Here is a 16,776-nt window from a genome sequence, read left to right on the forward strand (position 1 = left end):
CGGCCTATTGCAGGTAGAAGGGATAGACCAGGTTGAACTGGTTAGTCGTGTTACGCACCTGGTAACTGACCTCAATCAGCAACCGGTTGGGCTGGGTCACGTCGGGTATAACGGTGACATCCAAGACATCAATGCGGGGTTCCCACTCGATTAGAGCCTGCTGCACGTCGCTGGTGATCTGCCCGATGGTGCCAGCACTGTTGGTGGCAAACACCATGTCGTGAATGCCGCAGCCAAAGTCGGGCCGCATCAACCGTTCTCCTCGAGCCGTGCCCAAAATCATCCAGATCGACTGGCGAATGCTGTCTTCGTAGCGGGCCATGACGATCTGCTGACTGTTTGGGTCAAGCTGGGTGGGAAAGGCACTCCAGCCCACCCCAAGGAAGTTGTTGTCCATTACATTCCCCTGACCCGCGCTTGGGTTAATACCACGATCAGAGGGGTGCCGGTGGGTAGGCAAACGGCCCGGCTGTCTTGCAGCAGGACGGGCTGGCCCATCACTTTGACCCGCAGGGCTGCCGTCACCCATTGAGCGGTAACGCAGGGGCCGGGGGGAGTCGGGTTGGTGCAACCTACTACCGTATAGGGAAAAGCCAGAGTCACCACCGGCTGCCCCATCACCTTGACCCTGGGGTTGGGCATTGTCGGCTGGGCCTGTCCGGCGTGGGCGCACACCACCGCAGCGCCAACATGCATAATCTGACCGGGCATTAGATCACCTCCAGCGCGCCGTTGTTTAGGTTAATGCCGGTTGGGCTCGTCAGAGCCAACCCAGCGGTGGCTTCAATCGTGGCTTTGACATTGGCCTTGAGGGTACAGTTTGTGTTGGCTTTAAGGTCAAGGTTAGCGTTAGCGGTGAGGGCACCATTGCCCTGAGCTTTGATCTCAACATTGTTTTTAGCGCTGATTTCGCAGTTCTGCTGAACCTCTAGCTGGTAGTTTTCCTTCGCTTTGACCGTCACATTTTTGCCCTCTAAGGCAATATCTCCCTTTGCGCTTTTTAGGGTGATGTTGCCTTGGGCTTGTAGGGTGAGATCTCCTTCACTGGTAATGGTAATTTCATTGCCAGCGGCATCAATGACAATTTTATTCTTGCCATTTTTATCTTGAACAGTGATTCTTTCGGATCCTTTTGTATCATCCAATTGTACGAGCAGGCCGCTGCGAGATTTAAATAAGCGCTGGTTATTTTCGTCGTTTTGGTTAGTCTCCGGGGGCAGTTGTGCCTGGCTCCACAGGCCGCCCAAAATGTAGGGTAATTCGGCTTGGCCCTGGTCAAAGGCGACCAAGACCTCATCGCCAACTTCAGGTAGGCAATAGAAGCCCCGCTCTTTGCCCGCCATTGGGGTTAAAACCCTGGCCCAGTGACTTTCGTCAGTTCCCGACAGCCAGGGAAATTTAACCTTGACCCGGGCTAGATGGTCGGGGTCTTTGTTGCTAGTGACTACGCCGATGGCAACGCCATAGAACCGGGGGGAAGTCTCACTGGGCACGAGCCAATTCATACCAATCATGCGGCATTTCTCCTGAAAGTAAAGGCGGTTAAATAGCCATCCTGCTGGGATAGGGTGTGCTCAGTGGTCACAATGTAGTAGAGGCCGCTAAAGCGTTTGCCGAGTCCGGTAAACTCCACCACGGTGCCAGCCCGCAGCTGAGGATTGCCTACACAGAGACCGTCACCAGTGATATAGCTAAGGGCGATCGCGTTTAACTGTCCCTTAGCCATTGAGGTAGCCTCGGTGACCTGTCGCAGAGGAGTTGTGAGCTGGGCAAATGTATCGTCTCCAAAGAGGTTGCTAGCTGCCTCAGGGCCGCTTTCTACGGCCATCGCGCTAACACCATCAGCCGTTATGGAAGTGAGTTGAGTAGATTGATTAGCCACATTCCACGCCTCGATTTTGACCGCAGCGACTTGCCCCAAAATGCTGAGGCGGGGAGTAAACTCCAGCAAATCTCGATTCCAATCTAGGCTTAAGGCCTTGGCATCTTTGTGCTTGGGGGCGCGGAAATGGAGGGTTTTCTCGGTTACAAATACTTCGTAGCCAATCCGCTGGGCTCGGGTTTGGAGAAAGGCCAGATCACTCTGATTATTTTGCAGCACATAATCTAGCGTTTCACCGCTGTCATCGACCTTGGCGCTCAGCCGGTGGTTCTGGGCAATTTGGCTGGCAATGGCGCTGTCCTTCATACCGGCAAAGGAGCGAGTTTTTTGCCCCTGGGCCAGGCGATAGCTCAGATCGTAACCCCGCACAGTCAGCATCGGTTCCCCATCTTGGGAAAATTCAGGTTCTAGCCCCGTAATTTCTCCGGTTATTAATGGCATGGGTCGCCCCTGGTGTCCCATAGCCACTTGAATTTCCGTGCCTAGGCAAAACGTGTCGTCATCTACCCAGGAGAACTGACCTTGCACAAAGTCCCAGTTCCTCAGGTGCAGGGTAAACATACCGGGGGCATCTAAGTCTTCGGCCACCGTCGCTGCCCATAGATCCTGATCGGCTGAGGAAGACAAAGGCCGTCCTTGCCGCCGAATATCCAGAGTAGGTGAGAGGAGTTGAACAGTGGTACGGGAAGGCATAGGGCAAGGGGAAAGCTAACAAGTGAAAGTTTTAGAAAATGGCTTTATTTATTCAGACAGAAAGTTGATTGTCTCTAGTTTTTCTAATTTGTTCTGCTCGATTTCTTTTCTTATCTGCTAAACCTGCCTCCTGCATCCGTGGGCAGAGGGGGGACGTTGATCACCTGACCAGGTTGTAACTGGCGGGGGTCATCTAGGCCATTGGCCTCGGCAATGGGCCGCCACTGCGCTGGGTCGTTATACTCTTCGGCGGCAATACTGCTCAGGGTTTCGCCCCGCCGCACCACGCGAATGGGGTCGTCGATGCGGTTGCGGGCCTTGGCTTTTTGGTCGGCAGGCTCCCACTCTTCAAACTTACAGTCGAGGGTGGCCCGCACAGGGGTGCCGTCGTCTAGAAAGTAGGTGAGAGTTTTAGTGACCGAGACCAAAATGCCCTGGAGCAGCACCATATCGCCGCGCCCCCACAGCAGGCGACACATGGGGGGGCGGCTGAGGTCGCCTTTGGGTCGGGTAAGGTTGTAAATGCGCCGGGTAAAGTAGCGCACATCTCGGTCTTTGGGAGATTTGAACTGAATTAGGGTGGTGTCAAAAAACAGTTTGACCGACAGGCTAGAGGGCCGATCTTGAGGGGCCATGGTGCCTTTGGACGTAGACCACCCCGTGCGGCTGATGGTGAGCTGGTTGGGGTTGAACAGCACCTCAACCGGCGGCTCAAAGGTGGGAAATTTTTTCTCGATCGCAATTTTGAGCTTTTCTAGCGCCATGGTTGCTGCCCCCGCCGCTCGCGCTCAATGGCTAATCGCCGCATCAGCCTGCGCTCAACCTGGTGGGTCAAGGTTTCCAGGTCAATGCGATCGCCCCCCTCTGCGGGGTCAAGGGCCGGAGCCTCTACCTCGCCACCCAGCCGCGTCGACTCGTTAGGAAAAGCGGTTTTGGGCGGGCTGCTGTTAATTGGCGATGGGTTGGGAGGGAGGCCGCTGCGGCTGATCTCAGCAGCGGCAGGGCCTAGAGCGGCAATCAGCGGCATAGACTGATTGGGGCCTTGGGCAGGGGATGTGGGGAGCGACGGCGATCGCACCGAGGGCATGACAGATTCAGCCGCCTCCAGGGGCAAGACATCTACTTGTACTACGGGCAACCGTGGCGCGATCGGCGCAACGTTAGGTAAAGGACTATCCATCGCTTTCGCTCGCACAACTTGGCCATCCCCAACCTTTGCAGGGGCCGCCGTGACAATAGGAAATGCCGAATCTGACGGCAGCAGGTGCAGCGGGAAGGGGAAAACGGGAGATGAGGAAGAATTGGGCTGCCGAGGGTGGGATAAAGCCTCGACTGTGGAGGGGGTACTCAGGCTGGCAGAAATCTCCGGCGATCGCGAATAGGAGATAGCGACCTGTGGTGCGGCCAGGCCGTCAGTAATAGATTGAGTAGTTACAGCAGATGGGGAGGCAAACGGAGCGTTTATGGGCGCGAAGGAAGATTCATCAGCTAAGGAGTAGGCAGTTTTAGACAGCTCAGGCGGTTGCGCGGTTGCAAAGGCAGCTACCACAGCGGCAGCTTGGGCAACCGAACGCGTTACTGGCAAAGCCTCTAGGGAAGAGAGGGGGGCAGCAAGGGGAAGTTCCGCAGAGTCAACGGCTTCAGGTGGAGGCAGGGGGTGAGGCAGCGGTATAGCCAAATCAGGACTGTCTTTAGAGCGCCTTGGCAAAACGGCAGCGGGCGGTGGGCTAGCGGGCGTTGAATTCGCAAGCCGGGGCGCGGGGGCAGCGGCAGGGGCAAACTTGGCCTGCACCACTAGCGGTGGCGAGGCCGGTGCTGCATTCAAGACCTGAGGTTGAGGCTGGTTGCCCAGGGCTGACTCTGGAGACGCATGGGCCGAACGTTCAGAGGCGTAGACGATGGGTAGCTGCGAGCCTGAGGAATGACTTGTTTTGAGCTGATGACGGGAGGCCAGGGAGATGAGCGGTAAGCGGGTTTGGAACTGGCGCGATCGCTGCACAATCCCCCCGGCCATGGCGCTATCCATCACCCCCGGCTGCAATGGCCGCTGCAATCGCTGCACCAGCCCTGGGTCGAGAGCGGCCTGCCAGGCAGAAGTCAGAGGGGATGAAGACTCAAAAGACACAGGCGAGAACCTCATAACTGGCAAAACCAGAACGCTAGGAACAGGGGCTCAGATCAGGGGTGGGCGACCAGGCTTCACCAACTACCTGCTGGGGCTTGGGAATAGCACGGCTAAAGTCCAGCGGACATCACTCCGGCGGCGGCCTGCGCCCCAGCCAGGGCACGGCTGAGGCGGGGCTTGTCGATACCCTGATGCACCAACTCCACCTGTTCAAAGGCAATGGCGTCTTGGTCAGCTTTGAGGCTAGGGCCAGACCACTTGACCGGGTACGCCTGTTTGACTGTCCACCACACTGTAGGCAACCGCCGGGCATTCAGGATCATGATGGTGCAGTTGCGCCGTTTGATTTTGCCCTGGGTCACATCGCGATACCAGGCCCAGAGAAAATCGGAGGCGGTGAGCCCATGGGCCAGCACCAAATTGGAGTAGCCCGTCCCCTTGGGAAACTGGTGCACATAGCCGTTGACGCCGCCCTCGCGATAGCTCTCTAGCTCCACCTGGCTGTCGAGCCCCGCTACGCTGGTAAAGCCGCCAGTTAATAGACCGTCAATTTCGACCACAAAGTTGTAGGCCAGCAGCGGATCTAGCCGCAACCCTAGGCCACTGGCTCCGGCGGTAACGGCTGCATTGATGGGTAACTGTCTCACGACTCATTCCTCTGTTGATTGATGCGGGCAATTTCGGCTACCCACTGCTGGCGCTCTCGGTGCTCCATCCCCATCACCTGGTCGTAGGGCCAGTGGAAGTGGTAAGCAATGTAGGCAATCTCTTCACGCAAACGCTCAGCGGGGTAGCCCACTACTCCCCCACGGCCACAGGTTCCACCTCAAACTCGCCCTGGCAATGGGGGCAAGCCACATGCAGACGACTATGGCCCTGCTGGTTAATCCGCTGGTAGAGGTCTTGTAAATACACCAGATCGGCAGAAAATAGCCCCTCAATCATCTTTGGACTGAGGTTTTCCAGCGTTCCTAGGCGGGTAATTACCCGCGCCAGCAAAATCACGACCAAATACCCTGGGTTCGCCTGCACCCGTGGATCGCGCAGGGGCATAATTTCGTCGTAGGCCGTGGATAGCCGCATGGTGCCCTCCCGGTGCAGGTTGCCCTCGGTATCTACCAGTCCCTGGGGCAGTACAAAAAGAAATTCAGTTTGCAGAGTCACAGCTAGTCCTTCCGAACAATTAAAGGGGTGAGAAGTTGAGGTTTTGCCTGAGGCAACTTCTGGAAAATAGTTGCCCTAGTGTTGGAAATCTCCTCAAACGTAAACTTCCTACTTCCACGCATCGACAATAATGCCCTCATGCACCAGCTCCACCGATTCAACGGCGATGTCGTCAGAGGTGGCGTTGAAGTCGGGGGCCGTCCAGCTAGTGGGCCAGCAGTGCACCAGGTTCCAGCGAATTTTTTCCTGACCGACCGAGTCTAGTAGCACAATGGAAATATCGCGCCGCTCCATGGCACCCTCCATGATTGACTTGCGCCACTGCCAGAGTTCGTCGTTATTGGTGGTGCCCCGTTTGAGGGTGATGTTGCCGTAGCTCACCAGGCCGGGAATTTTTCGCATGGTGGGGGGATCGGTGCCTTCCCGGTAGTCTTGGGCGTTTTGGGTGGAGGCGAGGCCGGTACACTCGCGAAAGCCAGCGTGGATAATGCCTTTCCATTCCACAAAGAAGCGGTAGCTAGAGTAGGGATCGGGGTTATGGGGGGCTTTGACATCGGGCATAACATCACCGGGTAAATGAGAACAGAAAGCCAGATTTGAACAATGGCGCTGCGGTCAAATCGACGGCATCCTGGCGCATTGAGCGCGAGTAGCCGAAAGGAGTTAGCCGCTAGCGGCCAGAGTTACCCCCGCCGCCCCGTGCACAAAACGCAGCACGACAACTTCGCTGGGCAAAGCCGGGGTGATGCCGATTTCTGTTACCACGGTGCCGCTTTCGCGCCCTTCCGGTGGGTTGGTTTCGCCATCACATTTCACGTAGAAGGCGTCTTGCGGGGTGCTGCCTCGCAAAGCCCCAAGGTCAAACAGTCCTTCTAGATAAGCCGAAATTTCTCGCTCTAGCCGCACCCAGAGGCGAAAGTCGTTGGGCTCAAAGGCGGCATCGGCGAGGTTGCGCTCTAGCCAGCGACCAATGGTGATTACCAATCGCCGCGCGTTGATGTAGCGCCAGACCGAATCACCGCTGAGGGTGCGAGCTCCCCAGATCCGGATGCCCCGCCCCGGAAAGGTGCGCAGACAGTTAATGCAGGCTAAATCGCGATCGCGCCCTAGGGCCATTTGCACCTCAGCCGACAGGTCAAAGGCCAGATCTAGCAGCCCCTCCATAGGCTGGTTAGCCGGGGCGTGGTGAACGCCAACGGCCCGATCGCCCCGGGCATAAAGCCCAGCGATGTGGCCACAGGGGGGAATGGCGATCGCCGGAGAGGCGGAGACAGCCTGGGCTAAGATGGGCTGGGTAAAGCCCACCGGGGTGTGTTCAACCTCTAACCAGGGGGTATAAAAAGCTCCGTTGGGGCTGTGGGCACTCTGGCGCTGTAAGGTTTGGCACTGCTCAGCTACAGCGGTTAGGGCAGGAGTATCTCCGGCACGGGTCAAGGGCAGGCTGTCTAGAATGGCGAAGCGATCGCCTAGGCGATCGCAGTGCTCTAGCAGCGCCAGTTGCATCTGCACAACCAGCTCTGAAGAGGGTGCCTTCATAATGTCTGGGGCACAGATCAAGTCAAGGTCATCTAGGCTTTCCAGCGCGTCTAGACCGGTTGCCAGCGCCTCCAGGGTAAGCGCCTGCAAATAGAGGACGTAGCAGGTGCGCCCGCCGTTTTCAAAGAACCCCCGCACCGCAAAGGGTAGGTAACTCTCCACGGTCACAGGCCCTGATTGCAAAGATTGGTGAGGTATAGACAGATCCAGCATCAGCTGTTGGAACTGCGATACCTCGGTAATCAACATAGGCGTGTTGGCAGTCGCAGTGGTCAGCGAGGGCCGATAGCCGATAAAGGCAGGCACCCCTGTCACCAGGGCAGGGGTCGGCAGCAGGTAGAGGTCTTCTCGATAGAGGCCGGGGAGGGAATAGGGCGATCGCATGGCTATTCCCTCGCTCAATTGCCTGCACCAGCCCACTGGCTGATGCTAAACACCACAAATTCAGCAGGCCTGACAATCGCCACCCCAATCTCGGCCACCACCACGCCATTGTCACGGTTGGCTGGGGGGTTAGTTTCGGCATTGCACTTGATGTAAAACGCCTGATCTGGGGTATCACCAAACAGCGCCCCGCTGCGCCACACGGTGGTTAAAAAAGCTGAAATTTCTCGCCGAATGCGCGCCCACAGTTCCGGCGAGTTGGGCTCAAACACCACCCACTGGGTGCCCTCGTCGATAGACTCGCGCAGATAGTTCATCAAGCGCCGCACGTTGATGTACTTAAATTCGCCGTTGGCGTTACCGCCTAGGGTGCGCGCGCCCCACACCAACAGGCTGCCATTGAGGTTGCGAATGCAGTTGATGCCGTCATTGTTGAGGGACGCCTGTATCCCTTTGCTAATGGCATATTTCACATCTACCGCCCCCAGCACTGGCTCGTTGGCGGGGGCTTTGTGAACCCCTCGCTGGCTATCGACACGGGCATAAATTCCGGCCATGTGGCCACTGGGTGGCACCGCTTTAAGCCCATCCCCAGCAGGATTTTTCAGCTTTTCTACCGGGTCAAACACCTTGATCCAAGGGAAGTAGTAGGCTGCGTAGTCAGACTTACTGGGCATGTTTCCTTGGCCAGGGATGAGTTTAGTAGTATCCAAGCGCTTTTGAGCATTTTCAACAGTCTCTGGACTGTCAAAAATAGCGACCCGATCTAGAGTTGTCTTTTGCTTGCAGTGGTCATCAATGGCCTTGAGCGCCGTAGTAGCCGTAATGCCAGGAGCGGCCACAATGGCAATGTCGTCGATCGCTTCAAAAGCTTCTAAAGCCTCCCCCAGATCATCCTTGTCTTTATCGAGCACCCGCACGACGTAGCAGCGGGTGCCGCCATTGCGAAAGAACCCATAGACCGCGTGGGCCAAAATGTTTTGACCAGGGTCTAGGGAAAAGTCGCCAAAGTAGGCTTTGAAATCGCCAAAGTTAGCGCAAAGTTTGGGCTCATTGACCGGAGCCAGCTTGAGATCTTTGATCTCTTCTTCTAGATAGGGCAGATTAGCTGACTCAACCTTGATAGCAGTCCCCGAATAGCGGCTGACAATTTCGGTAGCGATCGCATCCGTGATAGTCGTACCTACGGGGTATTCAATCGCTGGGCTAGATTCGGGAATGGTCACCAAATTAACGAGCGGCTTCTCAAGCAAATCCTCTGCCGTCGCACTGGCTAACGTTTTTGCAGCCTGCACCTTGAGTTTACGACCATTTAAAACCTCGGCCACCTTACCTCTAGCGGCAGCGGTAGTAATTGCATCGCCCGGATTGAAAGTTGTCGTTGTCGTTCCGTCTGTAATCTCTAGCTTTTCGTTAATTTTTTGATTTTTTAGAATGTCTACAGTAGGACTATTTGCGCTAACCTCTATTTCCTCTTCGACTATGATCTCAGTCAAGCCAGACTGTTTAATCAGTTTTACTTGTTCTGCATTGAGAAGAGTACCTGGGGAAATCACCGTTTCGGTAGTACCGAGTGTGATTTTTTCAGCTAAAACTTTCTGGGTCAAGGCCGCCACTGTTTTCTTGGCCTCTGTAGACCCAAGAACCTGGCTGCGATCAAAAGCTGGGTTTTGCACCGCTATCTTAAAACTATCGGGCACGACTCCAATAAACCCTGCCGTACTAGTGCCTACCCCAGCGATAGGGGCTGATGTAGACTGCTCAAATACATAGACACCAGGTGCATATTCGGTTGTGTTGAAGGCAACCATAGTTTTTCTCCGTAGGGGCAGAGGGCAACAATAAAGGTCAAGTAAGACTTATAAAAAAGTTGACGGTCAGCTTAGAGCAGCAACCCGCACCAAATCATTTGGGTAAAACCTGAAAATCACGGCTTCTGACCAGTGGCAGGGTCTCCGGCTCTCCATGAACCGGAACGGCCAGGGTGACAGTACAGTTGAGAGAGGCCTTAGGTTTACCGCCCATGGCCTGCCAAAACTCACCCACACTTTGCAACTGACTAGGGCGCAGACTGATCATTTTGAGGGGCAGCTTTGGCGGTTCAGGGCTGTTGGGGTTGAGGCTTCCCTGTAAGACTTCATTAGGCAGGTAAGGATAGCGCAGCAATATTTTCATAACTTCGCCTAGATAGCGATGCTCCTCCGCAGGGCTGGAAGCTGTTTTGGGCCAATAGGTAATTAAATAAGAGCAATCAACCCGAGCGTCGGGCCTTACCTTAGCTGCACTTAAGTCTCCTCGGGGCTGAATCTCTCCTATATTGCTTCGCAGCTCCAGGTTTTCTCGAATGTCGTAGAGAAATAAATTGAAGGCTGGCTTATTGTCAATAAATTCTGCAAATGGCGTGGCAAAACTAAAGCGTTGATCCCCCAGGTTACGCGGCAAGTCCCGTCTCAGCAAGGTTTCCAGCGTGCTATCTAAGTCTTGAAGCATAGATGCGCTTATTGTCAGAATAGAAATATCCGAGCCAGATTTCCCTGCTCGTCTTGGGTAAAGCAGTTAGCTTGAACTTGATCTAAAGCGTGACGACCCGGAACCAGAATTTTAACGTCAGCCATCCTGATAGAACGCTGAGCACGAAGACAAAAATCTGTATGCTAAACGGAAGGTTGGTACCAGCACAGTATACGAAAAATTATAATCATGCAAGCTATTGAGCCATTAGAAATTCATCATCAATGGTCTAGACTATGCTCAATCCTGCCGTACTTGTAAGCCATACAGCATAAAGATCTAATCATAGTTAGTGAATTCATTGATTTCAACTTGACTAGGTAAAGTTAAATCACTGAATCGAAAGGTATTTTTACAAACAGATTTAGTTCAGAATAAAAGATATAAAAATAATTGAAAAATTTTATTAATGCTATCTATAGAGCAATTCTGCATACGGCTCTAGCTCATCGGCCATTAGTAGTTTGCCCATCTTCTGATATTCCCGCCGAATGGCCTTTACTAGATGCGCCATAGTGACTATGCCACCATCGCTGGCAGCGAAGTAAGCGGCTTTGAGGGCGATGTTGCGAATGGCCGCGCCGGGGATATCCAATTGTTTGGCGAGAAAGTTTAGATCTAGGTCAGAGCTGTGGGGTAGATTATCGGGCCAAATTTGTTCCCAAATGTGAAGCCGCTCTGCTGCCTGGGGCAAGGCAAACTCCACGACAAATCGCAGTCGCCGCAAAAAGGCTTCATCTATATTGCTTTGCAGGTTGGTGGTGAGGATGGCGATACCGTCGTATTCCTCCATTTTCTGTAGTAGGTAGCTGGTTTCGATGTTGGCGTAGCGATCGTGGGCATCTTTGACCTCCGATCGCTTACCAAACAGCGCATCGGCTTCGTCAAATAGCAGAATGGCGTTGGCAGCGGCGGCGGCGGTAAAAATGCGGTTCAGGTTTTTCTCGGTTTCGCCAATATACTTGCTCACCATCTGAGACAGGTCAATTTTGTAGAGGTCTAGTTGCAGTTCATGGCCAATTACCTCGGCGGCCATGGTTTTACCCGTGCCTGGTGGGCCTGCAAACAGCACTGCCAGGCCGCTACCCAACGAGAGTTTGCGACCAAAGCCCCAGGTGTCTTGCACCAGATGGCGGTAGTTGACCTGATGGCAGATTTCTCGCAGTTGAGCTTTGGTGTCGGGAGGCAGCACAATATCGGCCCAGGTGTAGTGGGACTCAATTTTGCGAGATAGGTTGGCTAGGTCATGGCCTAACTGGGCGCGAGCTGCTGCGAACAGATCCTGGAGGTGGGGAGCCTTGGCAACATCATCGCTTCCCGCTTGGATTTGCTGCCAGTGATTGGAGGTGTGGGCGATCGCAACTGCCTCAGCAATTTGCGCCGCCGTCAACCGAAACCGCCCGGCTAACTCCCGTAATTGTTCTGCTGGCAGCGATCGCCCTACGGCCTGTAGATGGCGCTGCCAAAGCTGCACGCTCTGCTCTACACCGGGCGGCGCAAATTGAATAGACAGTACCCCCAAGGGTTGTTGGGCACTAGGCACCCAGGCTTGTGTACCAGACAGTATGGCCAGATAGGGAAAATCAGCCAATTCGGTCAGTAGGGTTTGGTAGGCCAGGGCACGCTCTGGGGTTTTGAGGGTATCTAACTCCTCTAGAAACAGCACGGCCCGATGCAGCAGCGCTGCTCGAACGAGCAGACGCAGCTTTGGCTCAAGGCTGTCTTGGGAAGACACCAAACGAGCCAGATCGGCCACAATGAGCGGGGTTTGTTGGTGTTGGGCAAGGGCTGCTGCGGTGCAATATTTTTCGCCTCGATCAGGCCCGTAAAAATAAAGGCGTAGGGGAGTGTTGGTCTGCTGAGCTTGGGTCACCAGGCGGGCAAGAGACTTCACTCTGGCGTCGAGTGGGGCGATCGCATCTGATAAGCCAGTTTCTGAGCAGGAAAATCCTCTCTTTGCGCTAGCGATCGCAGCCGCTGTAGGGTGGGCACTGCCCACCACCGGAGAAAATGTTTGCCAAAAATCACCTAAAGAAGTCGGTGAAATCCACTGGCAACCAGGTATCAACTGGGCATCTAAACCGGGTTGGCCCAGCAAGAAGCGGGTGATGGCCCCATCAAGGTGCAGTTCGTGGGCCAGCAGTGTGGGTTTTGCCGAGTTGGCGTCGGCTACTAGATGCAGCAATCTCTGGCGAATTAAGGGAGCTTCGGCGGCAAAGTGGGTGCGCCGGGTCAGTTTGGTGGTGGCATCTGCACAGAGCAGATTGAGGGCCAAATCGACGGTGGGGCGCTTGCCACGCACGTCGTCTTGCAAATAGATATAGAGGCGTTCGTAACGGCGATCGAGTTCGGGGGCCAGGGCGATCGCCACCACATCCAGATCAAAGTTGGACAACCCAAAGGTTTGCTGCAACCACTCCAGCCGCGAACCGGGCGGCACTAAATCGGGCGGAAACTCGGTAGGAAGATCGCCATAACCTAAAAATGCCGGGGCACCGGGTTCTCGCGTCAGCAGTTGCCCTGCGTCGGCATCGGTGACGTGCATACCCCGGTAGGGGTCGGCGCTGTCGGGGCCATAGGCTTGGTGGGCGGCTGCGATCGAACACTCCAACAGGCGATCGAGCCGCTGCAAAAAGGACAGTAGTCCGTCGAAGTCGCTAACTGTTGTCTCGTTGCCCATGCCCAGCACCTCACAGAATTCTGGTTAACTCAATGCACAGGATTAGGTTGCCGCAGCAGACAAATGATCATTACGCCACAATATTTTCCGGAGTAAACGAGCAAATTACGACGGATAGTTGAATCAACAATATATAGGGAATTGTAGAGATATTTGAGGGTGGGAACAGGTGGGGAACGGAATGAATTAAATTTTAATTGGGGGTTGAATATGGGGATCTTTCTTTAAGAAATGCTCTTGCTATAGTCGCAGCTATGACTATAGCAGTTCCCAATTCCATGAGGTACACAATTGCTGGGTTCTAGACTTCCCCAGTTTCTATCGGCCTAAGGTTCACTCTGTACCCTCTTTATTAGAGGAGCAGGGGGATTATCGAGATATACTTCACCTGAGTGAAACCCGCTATGGTTCATTTATTCTTAACTAACTCTGCTTCCTTCCTTTCTGCTTTCGTCCTCTTTCTAACATTGCTCTCTAACTGGCGCGGTGTCAGCTTTGGTGGTGGCTTCAGGTTACGCGAGTTTCTCACTTGTGATGGGTCTATATACATCGCGGCTACCACTTCTTGCTGCGTCGTCTGAAGACGCCATTCCACCTCCCATTCTGTTACTCTTCTGATCAGTTCCTCTACAAGCGTTTTATCTTCTGCACCTATCTGCGATTCGCCTTTACGTGCCGCCGCATCAACTGCTTGCGCCAATTTAATAATATCTTCAGTCATTTCGCCATAAGACTTCGCCCACAATTCTTTGAATCCAGCATGTTCAATGTTCCACTTACGCGCTTCTGACAATGCTTTACTTGCATTTTTCTTGGCTTCTTGGTATGAATTTTTTGGCCGCCTATTCGGTTCAAGTTTTAGGTTTTTGCTATCCTCATCCTCAGCAGTTTTTTTGAGTTTCTCCCATGAATTTCGATATATTTCTTCATTAACCGAGCAATCAATCGTTGACATATACTGCAACCTATTTGTCAACCCTTTTCCTATCCCGATTGCACGTTCTGTCGTCAACGTCGTCATTGATCCATAGCGTGTTTTCTCGTCCGAAACATTATCTGGCTTATTGTACTTTGGTGCAATTGGTGGTTGAAATTGCTTCATTTCATAACGAAGCTTTGCTGCTTTCTTTGTGTCCTTTTCATTTGTACTGCTTGAAGTATATGCTCGAAACTTATAACTTGAACTTCTAACCGAATCCGGCTCGTAATCTCTCAAGTCAGGCGTGGCTAAAAATGTACTATATTGTCCTCTCAAGTAAGTTTCTCCATCTACTATTGCTGTGATAGAGCCAAACGTGCCGCTGCGTATCTCTGCGCTTGCGTTCCAAGCACGTGGAACCCGTCGGGGTATCTGGATTATCCAGGGTTTACTAGGGTCTATTTTTCCGATAAGCTTTAACTCAACTAGTTGCTGCTGATCGAGTTCATAATTAATATCTCCATAATCTACTTCTATTTCATAATTAATTACGCTCCCTGGTGCTGATGTACGGATCGCTTGCTCCATAGTGTTTTGGTATTCCACGGAATTGTTATAAGCCTGTTGGGGCGCAATGTTCTCCGGTATCTGTGCTGCATCTCCTAGTATTGCGTATCCAACTAAATGACCACCTGCATAATCTACCTTTGTGCCGCTGCTACTTAGAAACAACTCATCTTGTCCAAAATGGCCTATCCTAGTAACGAATTTCGGATCTTCCCGGTTTGGCCATTCTGTTGTTCCCTTATGAACCTCCGCTTTGATATGTCTCGGTCTTGTCACTTTCTCTTCGGAAACCTTTAAAGGTTTATTCTTAAGCTCATAATTATTGCCAAAATGCTTAGACAGAATGTAGTGGGGGGTAGGCAGATCCCAGTCTGCCATGACGGAGGTAATTTTACTCGAACCGCCAGAGTCAACTCTCGTGGTAGTTGCATAGTCGGTGTCATCAAAACTGTAGACTTGAGTTCGTTGAATCATCGTCGACCCTGACTTCTCATACAAACCACGTTTTGCCCTTCCTAAGCTCTTTCCTTGTTGCTGTATAACATGGGTTAACTCGTGGGCTATTGTTGATAGTCCTTGATTACTAGCAGGTGAATATGCATTTCTTTTAAAGAAAATGTCTTGCTTTGTTGTAAATGCTTTTGCGGCAATTGATGAGTTTAACTTATCAGAGTAATTATCCGTATGCACTCGAACTTGACTAAAGTCCGCTCTAAATATTCGCTCCATTGGCTCTCGAATTGAGTCAGGTAAAGGCTGACCACCCCCACGCATCTGTTGAATTGAGCTTTCTAATTCTGGAGTTGCAGCTACTTCTCCAACTTCTCCCTGTGGTTGAACCATAGGCTTCATTTGCAGCTTGTCTTCGTCTTCATCAGGCATCACCTCTCGCTGAATGATTTGGGCCGCATTAGACTCCACAGTCTTAGGGGCATTCAGTTGTTGCACTACTTGCTCAGCAACCCGATCTGCCTCCTGCTCATACTTGTCGTTTGGTTGACCAATTACCAGCTTCGGCTGAATCACCAGACCTTGCGGTTGAGACCCGCCTGTTATTTCTGAAGACAATCCTCGAAAACTAGATTTTTGGCTGCGCAAACTTGAGTAAGGCTGAGCATCTGCTCCCTCTCCCGTAAGCATTTGATTCACTGCCCGATTGCTCACCAACCCCTGCAACGGCTCAAGCCCGTCTTCTTTTGGCTTAGAATTAATTGCCCTAACCGGCTTTGCCTCAACCTTCTGGGCTAGAGCTTGAGCTTGAGTCAATCGCTGGTTTCCCATGAGAGCACCGCCTGCAAGGGGCTAAAGATTCAATTAGAACGAAATGCTGTAGCGTCAAAAATCACCTAATTCTAGGCCGAGACGCCTATTCGTCCAAGAGTTAGATAAATTTCCTCATACTTTAGCAACTGGCTAACTTCCTCAATAGCTGGCTTAACCACCAGCCTTTCAGCACAATAGGGCACTGGTCTGTTAGACGGTGAAGTATACACTCGCGTCGGTAAAAACGTGAGCGGCGCTACGCCAAAGCGTTGTGGGACTTGGCCAGTGTCTATCTGGTGCTTCGCGATTGTCCAGATACCTTTTGCACCCGAAAAGTCTGGCGAGAAGGCCTGGAAGTGGCGATAAAAATTAAGCGGTCTCAAGACCAACGGCGTGTGATTTGGGTTAAAACGGAGCATCCTTTTACTGCCATTAATCCCATCTTCACGCCCAGACCGACCCGACTCCACATCCACCAAGCTCTCCTCAGCCCCGGCTTCTTTAACACGAACCTTCTGCTGATCCGACGCAGCGGTGTTGTCACTTTGCCCTCGACTGCTTACACAGCAATAGCCAATAGTTGACGGCACATTACCCCTCTTCACAAGCTCCAATGCTGACCCAGCTGGTTGAGCCGTCTTCCCAGTGCTCTTTTTTCCAAAAGAGAGTTCAATACCGTGCTATCCAATGGGGGTGTTCAACATGCTCAACGACACCTATTCAAGTGGCTAAAGTCTTAGCCTTACCAGTATTGGGGGGTAGAGCACTGCTCAACATCTACTCAACAGTGTTCTACACCCATGGGGGTTCCCTCCTCTGGGGATATAGCTACTGCTGGATTGAACTCAGAACTACAGAGATATGGTTGAAGCAGAACCCGATTCTCGCCTTTCTGCTGAAACTATAGAAAATTGAACACTACGACCATTGGTGGAGCCAACACCGGAACTAATACTAAATCCGACTTAGTTACCCCTGAAATAGGGTAGGATGGGAGAATGCCAAGACCCCTCCATCTTGAACCTCATTTTTCAGCCGATGAGCTTAAAGCG

Annotated in this window: 15 protein-coding genes; all 15 read right to left on the bottom strand. The window is 52.8% G+C overall.

Translation table 11 applies throughout. The features are described from left to right. Nucleotides 1–4: 4 nt before the first annotated feature. Nucleotides 5–397: a gp25 family contractile injection system sheath assembly initiator gene (locus H6G07_RS17155; protein ID WP_073611231.1), complete on the bottom strand. Its 393-nt coding sequence runs from the start codon at nucleotides 395–397 to the stop codon at nucleotides 5–7. Further along, a complete protein-coding gene (locus H6G07_RS17160) occupies nucleotides 397–711 on the bottom strand; it encodes a hypothetical protein (RefSeq protein ID WP_073611230.1) in 315 nt (104 codons plus the stop codon). Before H6G07_RS17160 ends, H6G07_RS17155 begins: the two co-directional genes overlap by 1 nt. After that, entirely contained in the window at nucleotides 711–1,505 is a 795-nt protein-coding gene (locus tag H6G07_RS17165) for a phage baseplate assembly protein V (protein WP_242026846.1), read from the bottom strand. The genes H6G07_RS17160 and H6G07_RS17165 overlap by 1 nt, the downstream gene beginning before the upstream one ends. A 5-nt stretch (nucleotides 1,506–1,510) precedes the next feature. Further along, complete coding sequence (locus H6G07_RS17170; RefSeq protein WP_073611228.1) at nucleotides 1,511–2,575, bottom strand: phage late control D family protein; 1,065 nt, start codon at nucleotides 2,573–2,575, stop codon at nucleotides 1,511–1,513. 110 nt (nucleotides 2,576–2,685) lie between these two features. Continuing rightward, nucleotides 2,686–3,339, bottom strand: coding sequence for a CIS tube protein (locus H6G07_RS17175; protein ID WP_073611227.1), 654 nt, complete (start codon nucleotides 3,337–3,339; stop codon nucleotides 2,686–2,688). Beyond that, nucleotides 3,330–4,700, bottom strand: coding sequence for a hypothetical protein (locus H6G07_RS17180; protein ID WP_073611226.1), 1,371 nt, complete (start codon nucleotides 4,698–4,700; stop codon nucleotides 3,330–3,332). The genes H6G07_RS17175 and H6G07_RS17180 overlap by 10 nt, the downstream gene beginning before the upstream one ends. Nucleotides 4,701–4,810: 110 nt before the next feature. Further along, complete coding sequence (locus tag H6G07_RS17185) at nucleotides 4,811–5,347, bottom strand: phage tail protein (RefSeq protein WP_244901973.1); 537 nt, start codon at nucleotides 5,345–5,347, stop codon at nucleotides 4,811–4,813. Then, nucleotides 5,344–5,499: a DUF6760 family protein gene (locus H6G07_RS17190; protein WP_171973120.1), complete on the bottom strand. Its 156-nt coding sequence runs from the start codon at nucleotides 5,497–5,499 to the stop codon at nucleotides 5,344–5,346. The genes H6G07_RS17185 and H6G07_RS17190 overlap by 4 nt, the downstream gene beginning before the upstream one ends. Then, nucleotides 5,499–5,864: a phage tail assembly protein gene (locus tag H6G07_RS17195; protein ID WP_244901972.1), complete on the bottom strand. Its 366-nt coding sequence runs from the start codon at nucleotides 5,862–5,864 to the stop codon at nucleotides 5,499–5,501. The genes H6G07_RS17190 and H6G07_RS17195 overlap by 1 nt, the downstream gene beginning before the upstream one ends. Nucleotides 5,865–5,972: 108 nt before the next feature. Next, nucleotides 5,973–6,425 carry a phage tail protein gene (locus tag H6G07_RS17200; protein ID WP_073611225.1) on the bottom strand — a complete coding sequence of 151 codons (453 nt, stop codon included), beginning with the start codon at nucleotides 6,423–6,425 and terminating at the stop codon, nucleotides 5,973–5,975. A 102-nt stretch (nucleotides 6,426–6,527) separates the two neighbouring features. Then, nucleotides 6,528–7,784 carry a phage tail sheath family protein gene (locus H6G07_RS17205; protein WP_073611224.1) on the bottom strand — a complete coding sequence of 419 codons (1,257 nt, stop codon included), beginning with the start codon at nucleotides 7,782–7,784 and terminating at the stop codon, nucleotides 6,528–6,530. 14 nt (nucleotides 7,785–7,798) lie between these two features. Next, nucleotides 7,799–9,595: a phage tail sheath family protein gene (locus tag H6G07_RS17210; protein WP_073611223.1), complete on the bottom strand. Its 1,797-nt coding sequence runs from the start codon at nucleotides 9,593–9,595 to the stop codon at nucleotides 7,799–7,801. A 94-nt stretch (nucleotides 9,596–9,689) separates the two neighbouring features. Then, complete coding sequence (locus H6G07_RS17215) at nucleotides 9,690–10,274, bottom strand: Pvc16 family protein (RefSeq protein ID WP_073611222.1); 585 nt, start codon at nucleotides 10,272–10,274, stop codon at nucleotides 9,690–9,692. A 433-nt stretch (nucleotides 10,275–10,707) separates the two neighbouring features. Further along, nucleotides 10,708–12,975, bottom strand: coding sequence for an ATP-binding protein (locus H6G07_RS17220; RefSeq protein ID WP_073611239.1), 2,268 nt, complete (start codon nucleotides 12,973–12,975; stop codon nucleotides 10,708–10,710). 409 nt (nucleotides 12,976–13,384) lie between these two features. After that, nucleotides 13,385–15,742, bottom strand: coding sequence for an eCIS core domain-containing protein (locus H6G07_RS17225; protein ID WP_073611221.1), 2,358 nt, complete (start codon nucleotides 15,740–15,742; stop codon nucleotides 13,385–13,387). Nucleotides 15,743–16,776 lie beyond the last annotated feature (1,034 nt).

It is taken from the genome of Phormidium tenue FACHB-1052 (assembly GCF_014696675.1).
Classification (GTDB): Bacteria; Cyanobacteriota; Cyanobacteriia; order Phormidesmidales; family Phormidesmidaceae; genus Nodosilinea; species Nodosilinea tenuis_A.

What these genes read in the sequence shown, in the direction of transcription:
- H6G07_RS17155 (WP_073611231.1), bottom strand. Translation starts at nt 397, where the DNA reads ATGGACAACAACTTCCTTGGGGTGGGCTGGAGTGCCTTTCCCACCCAG.
- H6G07_RS17160 (WP_073611230.1), bottom strand. Translation starts at nt 711, where the DNA reads ATGCCCGGTCAGATTATGCATGTTGGCGCTGCGGTGGTGTGCGCCCAC.
- H6G07_RS17165 (WP_242026846.1), bottom strand. Translation starts at nt 1,505, where the DNA reads ATGAATTGGCTCGTGCCCAGTGAGACTTCCCCCCGGTTCTATGGCGTT.
- H6G07_RS17170 (WP_073611228.1), bottom strand. Translation starts at nt 2,575, where the DNA reads ATGCCTTCCCGTACCACTGTTCAACTCCTCTCACCTACTCTGGATATT.
- H6G07_RS17175 (WP_073611227.1), bottom strand. Translation starts at nt 3,339, where the DNA reads ATGGCGCTAGAAAAGCTCAAAATTGCGATCGAGAAAAAATTTCCCACC.
- H6G07_RS17200 (WP_073611225.1), bottom strand. Translation starts at nt 6,425, where the DNA reads ATGCCCGATGTCAAAGCCCCCCATAACCCCGATCCCTACTCTAGCTAC.
- H6G07_RS17205 (WP_073611224.1), bottom strand. Translation starts at nt 7,784, where the DNA reads ATGCGATCGCCCTATTCCCTCCCCGGCCTCTATCGAGAAGACCTCTAC.
- H6G07_RS17210 (WP_073611223.1), bottom strand. Translation starts at nt 9,595, where the DNA reads ATGGTTGCCTTCAACACAACCGAATATGCACCTGGTGTCTATGTATTT.
- H6G07_RS17215 (WP_073611222.1), bottom strand. Translation starts at nt 10,274, where the DNA reads ATGCTTCAAGACTTAGATAGCACGCTGGAAACCTTGCTGAGACGGGAC.
- H6G07_RS17220 (WP_073611239.1), bottom strand. Translation starts at nt 12,975, where the DNA reads ATGGGCAACGAGACAACAGTTAGCGACTTCGACGGACTACTGTCCTTT.
- H6G07_RS17225 (WP_073611221.1), bottom strand. Translation starts at nt 15,742, where the DNA reads ATGGGAAACCAGCGATTGACTCAAGCTCAAGCTCTAGCCCAGAAGGTT.